The sequence below is a fragment of the Phenylobacterium sp. genome, assembly GCF_030693405.1.
Taxonomy (GTDB): domain Bacteria; phylum Pseudomonadota; class Alphaproteobacteria; order Caulobacterales; family Caulobacteraceae; genus Phenylobacterium.
On sequence record NZ_JAUYAW010000012.1, the window covers coordinates 47,382 to 54,981 of the forward strand.

The following is a 7,600-nucleotide window of genomic DNA, read 5'->3' on the forward strand; positions in this document are numbered from 1 at the left end:
ATCGAGAACGACCCGGGTTACGGGGGAGTTACGGGGGTTACGGAACGGGGGTCAACGGCCATTAACAAGCCGCAATGTTTTCGCGGGCAACCTGTCACATTCCAGACACAGACTGGTCATGGCTAAGGCGCTCGGCGATCAATTTATGCCCCGATCCGCACGCTGAGCATCTTGGACGCATAGATATCTCGTCCGGTGGTGGTCGATTATGTTGTCCACCCACCCCGTGATCCTGGGGTTCACCAGGGCCTTGGTGTTCAGGAAATAGACCGGAACAATGGGCGCATCCTCGAGCATGATACGCTCGGCTTCGGCCAGGTAGCCGGCCCGCGTCGCCGAGTCCGGTTCATTGTCGGCCAGACGCAGCAACTCGTCATAGCGGGGATTGCTGTAGTCGCCGTAGTTCTGCGATCCGGCTGTCGAACCGTTGAGATAGAGGAAGCTCATGGCATCGTTATAGTCGGCGACCCAGCCGGCGTCGGCGATCTGGAAGTCCCGCACCCGATAGGCCGCATAGGCGATCTGGACCTCGTTCTGCGCCAGGGCGAGATCAATGCCCACCTGCTTCAGGTCGGCCTGGATGGCGGGCATGAACAGGGTAGGGTCCGACGAGTTTCGGTGCTTGATCTCGAGCTTCAGGGGGTTGGACGGGCCATAGCCGGCCTGCGCCAGCAGACGCCTCGCCTCATCCTGGCGGCGTTCCAGCGGCCATTTCGACCATTCCGGCTCCGGCGGCGACACATAGTTGGCCACGCCCGGCGGCACATAATTGTAAGCCGGGACCTGACCGCCCCGCAGCAGCTTGTCGGTGATGAACTCCCGATCGAGCGCCATGCTGATGGCCCGGCGCACCCGGACGTCCTTCAGCGCCTCCACATTGGAGTTGAAGGCCATATAGGCCACGCCGAGATAGGTGTGGGTCCGCACATAGTCGGGGATTTCCTCCCGCAGGAAGGCGATCCGGTTTGACTGGACCTCATAGCTGATATCCAGCTCGCCCCGCCGCACCCGGCGCTCGGAACTCGCCGCGTCGGTGGTCGGGTAATAGTAGACCTGATCGACGCAGACCTTGTCGGCCTCATAGAAGAGCGGGTTCTTGGTCATCCGCACATGGTCGCCCAGCCGCCAGGTCGCGATGCGATAGGGGCCGTTGGTGACGATGTTCTGCGGCTGCACCCAGGCGTCGCCCAGCCGCTCCACCAGATGCTTGGGCACCGGCGACATGGTCTGGTGCTTGGCCACCTCGGTCAGATAGGGGGCCGGGTGAACCAGGCGGATTTCAAGGGTGCGGGGATTGATCGCCCTGACCCCCAGGGTCTCAACGCCGGTCTTGCCTTCGTTCAGCGCCTGAGCGCCCTCGATGAAATAGAGCAGCGAGGAATATTCCGAGGCCGTCTCCGGCAGCAGGATGCGCCTCAGGGAAAAGACGAAATCGTCGGCGCTGACCGGCACGCCGTCCGACCAGACCGCCTCGCGCAGATAGAAGGTCCAGACCAGGCCGTCATCACTGACCTCCCAGCGCTCGGCCATGCCGGGAATCGCCTCGCCGCTGGCGTCATCCTGGGTGAGGCCCATGAAGGCGTCGGCTAGGATGCGGCTTTCCCAGGTGCCCGTGGCCTTGTGGGGATCCAGTGTGGCGGGCTCAGATCCATTGCCGATCAGCAGGCAGACCTCGCCCTCAGGGCATGGGGGACGGACCGGAGCCTGGGGCGCACAGGCCACGGCGGCGGTGAGCAGCGCAGGGACGAGAACCGCCAGGGCGGCCTTGGGCGAAGAGAAGAGATTGCGCCGACCGCGGCGGACCTCTTCAATGAGGCTTGGAAAGATCATGAGGCAACCGATGACAGGTTTTTGGCCCGGGGCAAGACTCAGCCTGGCGCTCGCCGGCGCATGCGCGCTGGCGCCCCTAGGCGCTCAGGCGCAGTCCCCCGGCGTCCCGGGACGCGCGGCGATTCTGCAGTCCCTGCTCGATTGCCGGGGCCTTGGCGACGATGCGGCGAGGCTCGCCTGCTATGATCAGGCCGCCGGGGCCATGGATCAGGCCGAAGCCAAGGGCGACATCGTCGTGGTCGATCGCGAACAGGCTCGCACCGTTCGCCGCCAGACCTTCGGCTTCTCGATGCCCTCGATGGCGCTCTTTGAGCGTGGCGTCGCGCCGGAGGAGATGGACAACATCACCGGGGTGGCCAAGAACGCCTATCAGGCCGGCGGCAAGTGGGTGATCGAGCTGGAAGACGGCGCGGTCTGGCAGCAGACCGACACCGAAGTGGTCGGCCGCCGCCCCCGGGCCGGGACCAAGGTGGAGATCCGCAAGGCTTCCCTGAGCAGCTACTTCATGAACCTGGACGGCCAGCGCGCCGTGCGCGCCAAGCGGGTGCAATAGCGTCGGGCGCTCAGGCGAAGGGGAGCCCGTCCAGCAGGCGGGCCACCTCGCCTGGGTGGGTGAAGATTGCAAGATGGGTAAGATCGGCGCGCCGGACGGGCCAGCCCATGGCCTCGGCCCTCAGGGCATTGGCTTCATAGCCTCGGCTTAGCCGAACGAAAGCGCAGGGGACCCCGGCCCACAGGTCTGAAGCGGGGGCGGGCGTGTCCAGGCATGCGAGCGGCGCCTCCGGAAGCGCCGCCAGAAAGCTAACGCGCATTCCTGCGTCCGGAATCCACCTCTCGGTCGGGTCCTGGGGGAACCACATGTTCCAAGGGGCCATCCGACCCTCCGTCGACAGCTCGCGCAGATGATCGATCTGTTCGGGTGGGGAGATATCGATGACACTCCGCCCAGGGTGCGGCAGGACAGCATCGACAAAAATCAGGCCGCGCAGGCCAGCCACCCGGGGAACGAGCGCCGGGGCGAAGCTCCCGGCGCTGCTGTGAAGGACCGCAACGCAGGCGTCCTGCCCGGCGGCCTCCGCCACCCGCTCGGCGACCTCGCTGTAAACATCCCGACCGGCCAGACGCCCGAAGTCGACGACCACGGAGTCTGGCCTAGCCTGATGAAAAGGCTCCCAGGTGACCGCTCCCACGAACGGGCTGGGGACCAGGAGGAGGCGCACCCTGCCCTATCGGTCCTTGGGATCGATGGCGTCGCGCAGGCCGTCGCCGATGAAATTGAAGCTCATCAGGGTGACGACCATGGTCAGCGACGGGAAGACCAGCAGCCACCAGGCCAGCTCCATGTCCTGGGCGCCATTGGCGATCAGGGTGCCCAGCGAGGCCATGGGCGGCTGAACCCCAAGCCCCAGGAACGACAGGAAGCTCTCGGCCAGGATCACGGCGGGGATGGTCAGGGTCACATAGACGACCACGGGGCCGAGCAGGTTGGGGATGATGTGCTTGGCGATGATGCCGCCGTCGCCCAGGCCGGCGGCGCGGGCGGCCTCGACAAACTCCTTGTGCTTCAGCGACAGGGTCTGGCCCCGCACGATCCGCGACATGGTCAGCCACTCCACCGCCCCGATGGCCACGAAGATCAGGATGATGTTCGAGCCGAAGGTGACCATCAGCAGGATGACGAAGAAGATGAAGGGCAGCGAATAGAGCACGTCGACGACGCGCATCATGATCTCGTCGATCCGCCCGCCCAGATAGCCGGCGATCGCCCCCCAGGCGACGCCGATGATCAGCGACACGGTGGTGGCCACCAGACCGATGGCGAGCGAGACCCGAAGACCCGTCAGCAGCCGCGCCAGCAGATCCCGGCCGAGCGAGTCGGCGCCCAGCAGATGGCCCTGGGTGAGCGGCGGCGCCCAGACATGATCCTTGTTGATCTGGTCATAGGCATAGGGCGTGAAATAGGGGCCGATGATCGCCGCCAGCACCAGCAGGCCCAGCACGATCATCCCACCCACGGCCGCCTTGTTGCGCAGCAGGCGGCGGCGTGCGTCATCCCACAGGCTGCGGCCCCGGGCGGCCTTTTCCATGGTTTCAGCGCCGACGCGGGAGCCGGGCGTCAGAATGGTTCCGGTCATGACAGGCGCACCCGCGGATCGAGAACCGCGTGCAGCAGGTCGGCGATCAGATTGAGGATCAGGATCAGGGCGGCGTAGAAGATCACCATGCCCATGACCACGGTGTAGTCGCGCTGAAGCGCGCTGATGACGAAGAACTTGCCCAGGCCCGGCAGGTTGAAGATCTTCTCAACCACCAGGGAGCCGGTGATCAGGCCCGCCGCGGCCGGCCCCAGATAGCTAACCAGGGGCAGGATGGCCGCGCGCAGGGCGTGGCGTCGCACGATGCGGTTCTCCGGCAGGCCCTTGGCCCGGGCGGTGCGGATGTAGTTGGAGCGCAGCACCTCGACCATGCCGGCCCGGGTCAGGCGTGAAATGATCGCCACCTGCGGAAGGGTCAGCACGACAATGGGCAGGATCAGGTTTGGCAGCGCCCCGCCGTTCCAGCCGGCGCTGGGCAGCCAGCCGAGCTTGGAGGCGATCACCAGCACCAGGACCGGGGCGGTGACGAAGGTGGGTATGCAGACCCCCAATATAGCGATGGTCATAACCACATAGTCGGTGGTCTGGTTCTGTCTTAAGGCCGCCAGCACGCCGAGGCTGACGCCGATCACCGTGGCCAGGATGATGGAGGACAGGCCAAGCGTCAGGCTGACGCGATAATTCTCCTGCAGGATCTGCAGGACGGTCTTGTCCTTGTATTTCAGGGACGGCCCCAGGTCCCCCTGGACCACGCCGGCCAGATAGGCGCCGTACTGCTCGTGCAGGGGCCGGTCCATGCCGTACTTGGCCATGACATTGGCCTCGATCTCCGGCGACAGCTTGCGGTCCCCGTCAAACGGGCTGCCTGGCGCGGCGCGCATCATGAAGAAGGCCACCGTGATCACGAGGAACAGGGTGGGAATGGCGATGAGAAGGCGTCGGCCTATGAAACGCAGCATGAGGGGTGGCTTGGTCTTCCGCTGAAGGCCTGCGGCCTGGGGGCCGGGCGTTGCGAAACTTTCATCGCGCCCCGATGATGTCAAACAATGCCGTAACCTTCGTCACATCCCAAGGCCTCCATGACCCAGTTCCGCCGCGTCACCGACCAGTTCTCCGTCAGCCCGCAGATCGCCGTGGGCGATGTGGCGCAGGCCGCCGCGCAAGGATTTCTCCTGATTATCAACAACCGTCCGGACGGCGAAGACCCCGCCCAGCCCGATGGGGCGGAGATCGAGGCGGCGGCGCGGGCGGCGGGCCTGGACTATGTGGCGATCCCGGTGCGCGGCGGCCCGGACGCCGCCCAGGTCCTGGCGCAGCGGCAGGCGCTGGAGGCTGCTGATGGGCCGGTGCTGGCCTATTGCCGGTCGGGCACGCGCTCCATCGTCACCTGGGCCATCGGTCAGGCGCAGGCCGGAACCGTGGACCGGCAGACGCTCATCGGCCTGGGCGCCGAGGCCGGCTATGATCTGTCTGGCGTGGTCGGCTGACGTTGGGCGAACCCTAGCGCAGTTCCGCCAGGCTCACCCGCGCGGCCATGGCGGCGGGCTCGGCCTCGCAGCTGGCCAGGGCCAGGGTCAGCTGGGCCGCCATGAGACACAGCACGGCGAAGGCCGCCCGCTGGAGCCGTTTTGAGACAAAAATGGCGGCATCTGCGATCATGTCTGACTTCCCTGCCCTATCACCGCCTCTGTTCCGCAACTTCGGCGCCGCCAGGATCGCCGCCCTCGGGAGCCCCTGCTGATGATTCCCTATGTCCGCGAGATCCAGTTCGAGTACGGGGTCTGCGATCAGGTCTCCCCCCTGATCCGCCGGGTGGTGGCCCGCAATCCCGGGCCCTTCACCTTCATGGGGACCGGCACCTACATCGTCGGCCGCGGCGAGGTGGCGGTGATCGACCCAGGACCTGACCTGCCCGAGCACCTGGAGGCGATCCTGGCGGCCCTGGAGCCCGGCGAGCGCGTCACCCACATCCTGGTCACCCACCACCACAGCGACCACTCTCCCCTGGCCAGGCCGCTGAAGGCCAAGACCGGGGCGGCCATCTATGGCTGCGCGGTGGGGGCTGCGGCCGAGGAGTCCACCATCCGCACCGAAGCCGGGGCCGATTTCGACTTCGCCCCCGATGTCAGCCTGTGCGGCGGCGGTCAGGTGCTTGAGGGACCCGGCTGGACGCTGGAGGCGGTGGCCACGCCTGGCCACACCTCGAACCACATCTGCTTCGCCCTGAAGGAGGAGAACGCCCTGTTCTCCGGCGACCACATCATGGGCTGGTCGACCACGGTGATCACGCCCCCCGACGGCGACATGACCGACTATATGGACAGCCTGGAGCGGGTGAAGGTCCGTGACTTCGACGTGCTGTGGCCGACCCACGGGCCGCCAATCCGGGAGGTCACGCCCTTCATCGAGGCCTACGCCGCCCACCGCCGCGCCCGAGAGGCCCAGGTGTTGGCCGCTGTCGGCGAGGGCTATGAGCGGATCGTCGAGATGGTGCCGAAGCTCTATGCCGACGTGGATCCCCGGCTGCACCCCGCCGCGGCGAGGTCGGTCCTCGGGCACATGATCGACCTGGTCCGCCGGGGCAAGGTGGCCACCGACGGACCGGCGTCGATCGACAGTCGCTATCGCCTGGCTGACTAGCTCTAGACGCCCAGGCCGCCGCTGGCGGCCAGCACCGCCAGGGTGACGACGCTGATCAGGATGGCGATGAAGGCCGGCGCCCAGAGGCGGCGGAAGTCCGAAACCGCCGCCACCACGATGGCCATGACGCCGGTGAAGGCGCTGGCCATGGCCACCTGCGGGAACCAGGCCAGGAGGGAGCGCGCGACATCGCCGCTGACCCAGCCATAGCTCCACCCATAGGTCCCGGCCGTCCACATGGCGGCAGGCGCCAGGGCGATCAGGATGGCGATCCCCATGAACAGGCCTGGCACAGGCGAGGACTTGCGCCGCCGCGACGACGCGGCGGGCATGAAGATCGGCGAGTCCGCCGAACTCGGCTGCGCCGGCGCAGGGGCAGGTTCGGCCTCGGGGACAAAGGCCGGCCAGGGGGCCGCCGGCGTCTCGGGGGTCGCCTTGGCCTCTACGGCCTCATCGGGAAAAGGGCCGAGGGCCTCCGCCACGGCCTCCCCGGTCGAGGTCGCCGCCGGTTGGGTGGGCGGCGCCTCTGTCCCAAGCACGGTCAGCCCTTCAGGCGTCGGAAGGGATTCCCCAGGTCCCGGGGCCGGCGTCCAGACCGAGGCATGGGTTTCGGACGCGGTCTCAGTCGCTTCGGGTTCCGGGGCGTAGAGCTTGGGCGAGGCGGCCAGCAGCGGCGCGGCCGGGGCCGGCTCGGCCGTGGGCAGGCGGTAGTCGGCCATCTGGTCGCGGATCAGCTTCTTGTCGATCTTGCCGGTGGCGCCGAGCGGGATGTCATCCACGAAGACCACGTCGTCGGGCATCCACCACTTGGCGATCTTGCCCTCCAGGAAGTCGAGGAATTCCTGCTTGGTGGCGCTCTGTCCCTCCTTCAGCTTGACCAGCAGAAGGGGCCGCTCATCCCATTTGGGATGGGCCACGCCGATCACGGCGGCGAGCACGGCCTTGGGATGGCCGGCGGCCAGGTTCTCGATCTCGATGGAGCTGATCCACTCGCCGCCGGACTTTATGACGTCCTTGGCGCGGTCGGTGATCTG

8 protein-coding genes and 1 pseudogene are annotated in these 7,600 nt (G+C 67.0%); 3 read left to right on the top strand and 6 right to left on the bottom strand.

Annotation, left to right across the window (positions count from 1 at the left end):
* Window positions 1–138: 138 nt before the first annotated feature.
* Window positions 139–1,830 (bottom strand): peptide ABC transporter substrate-binding protein, encoded by a 1,692-nt coding sequence (locus Q8N19_RS03120; protein WP_305588176.1) that lies wholly within the window; start codon window positions 1,828–1,830, stop codon window positions 139–141.
* Window positions 1,831–1,840: 10 nt separating this feature from the next.
* On the opposite strand from Q8N19_RS03120, the gene Q8N19_RS03125 reads away from it, so the two are divergent.
* Window positions 1,841–2,383, top strand: coding sequence for a hypothetical protein (locus tag Q8N19_RS03125; protein WP_305588177.1), 543 nt, complete (start codon window positions 1,841–1,843; stop codon window positions 2,381–2,383).
* A 10-nt stretch (window positions 2,384–2,393) separates the two neighbouring features.
* Here Q8N19_RS03125 and Q8N19_RS03130 read toward each other — a convergent pair whose 3' ends face one another.
* The 3 genes from Q8N19_RS03130 to oppB are packed head-to-tail and all read right to left on the bottom strand — an operon-like array spanning window position 2,394 to window position 4,885.
* Window positions 2,394–3,050 carry a hypothetical protein gene (locus tag Q8N19_RS03130; protein WP_305588178.1) on the bottom strand — a complete coding sequence of 219 codons (657 nt, stop codon included), beginning with the start codon at window positions 3,048–3,050 and terminating at the stop codon, window positions 2,394–2,396.
* A 6-nt stretch (window positions 3,051–3,056) separates the two neighbouring features.
* Window positions 3,057–3,965, bottom strand: coding sequence for an ABC transporter permease (locus Q8N19_RS03135; protein ID WP_305588179.1), 909 nt, complete (start codon window positions 3,963–3,965; stop codon window positions 3,057–3,059).
* A complete protein-coding gene (gene oppB, locus Q8N19_RS03140) occupies window positions 3,962–4,885 on the bottom strand; it encodes an oligopeptide ABC transporter permease OppB (RefSeq protein ID WP_305588180.1) in 924 nt (307 codons plus the stop codon). Before oppB ends, Q8N19_RS03135 begins: the two co-directional genes overlap by 4 nt.
* A gap of 120 nt (window positions 4,886–5,005) precedes the next feature.
* On the opposite strand from oppB, the gene Q8N19_RS03145 reads away from it, so the two are divergent.
* Complete coding sequence (locus Q8N19_RS03145; RefSeq protein WP_305588181.1) at window positions 5,006–5,413, top strand: TIGR01244 family sulfur transferase; 408 nt, start codon at window positions 5,006–5,008, stop codon at window positions 5,411–5,413.
* A 13-nt stretch (window positions 5,414–5,426) separates the two neighbouring features.
* Here the strand turns inward: Q8N19_RS03145 and Q8N19_RS03150 are convergent, their stop codons facing one another.
* A complete protein-coding gene (locus Q8N19_RS03150) occupies window positions 5,427–5,585 on the bottom strand; it encodes a hypothetical protein (RefSeq protein ID WP_305588182.1) in 159 nt (52 codons plus the stop codon).
* Between the two features lie 81 nt (window positions 5,586–5,666).
* Here Q8N19_RS03150 and Q8N19_RS03155 point away from each other — a divergent pair, with 81 nt between their 5' ends.
* Entirely contained in the window at window positions 5,667–6,566 is a 900-nt protein-coding gene (locus Q8N19_RS03155; RefSeq protein ID WP_305588183.1) for an MBL fold metallo-hydrolase, read from the top strand.
* Between the two features lie 2 nt (window positions 6,567–6,568).
* Here the strand turns inward: Q8N19_RS03155 and Q8N19_RS03160 are convergent.
* Window positions 6,569–7,600 (bottom strand): annotated as a pseudogene (locus Q8N19_RS03160) (fatty-acyl-CoA synthase); the annotation flags it as partial.

Coding starts and splice junctions, on each gene's coding strand:
- Q8N19_RS03120 (WP_305588176.1), bottom strand. CDS start 1,830: ATGATCTTTCCAAGCCTCATTGAAGAGGTCCGCCGCGGTCGGCGCAAT.
- Q8N19_RS03125 (WP_305588177.1), top strand. CDS start 1,841: ATGACAGGTTTTTGGCCCGGGGCAAGACTCAGCCTGGCGCTCGCCGGC.
- Q8N19_RS03135 (WP_305588179.1), bottom strand. CDS start 3,965: ATGACCGGAACCATTCTGACGCCCGGCTCCCGCGTCGGCGCTGAAACC.
- oppB (WP_305588180.1), bottom strand. CDS start 4,885: ATGCTGCGTTTCATAGGCCGACGCCTTCTCATCGCCATTCCCACCCTG.
- Q8N19_RS03145 (WP_305588181.1), top strand. CDS start 5,006: ATGACCCAGTTCCGCCGCGTCACCGACCAGTTCTCCGTCAGCCCGCAG.
- Q8N19_RS03150 (WP_305588182.1), bottom strand. CDS start 5,585: ATGATCGCAGATGCCGCCATTTTTGTCTCAAAACGGCTCCAGCGGGCG.
- Q8N19_RS03155 (WP_305588183.1), top strand. CDS start 5,667: ATGATTCCCTATGTCCGCGAGATCCAGTTCGAGTACGGGGTCTGCGAT.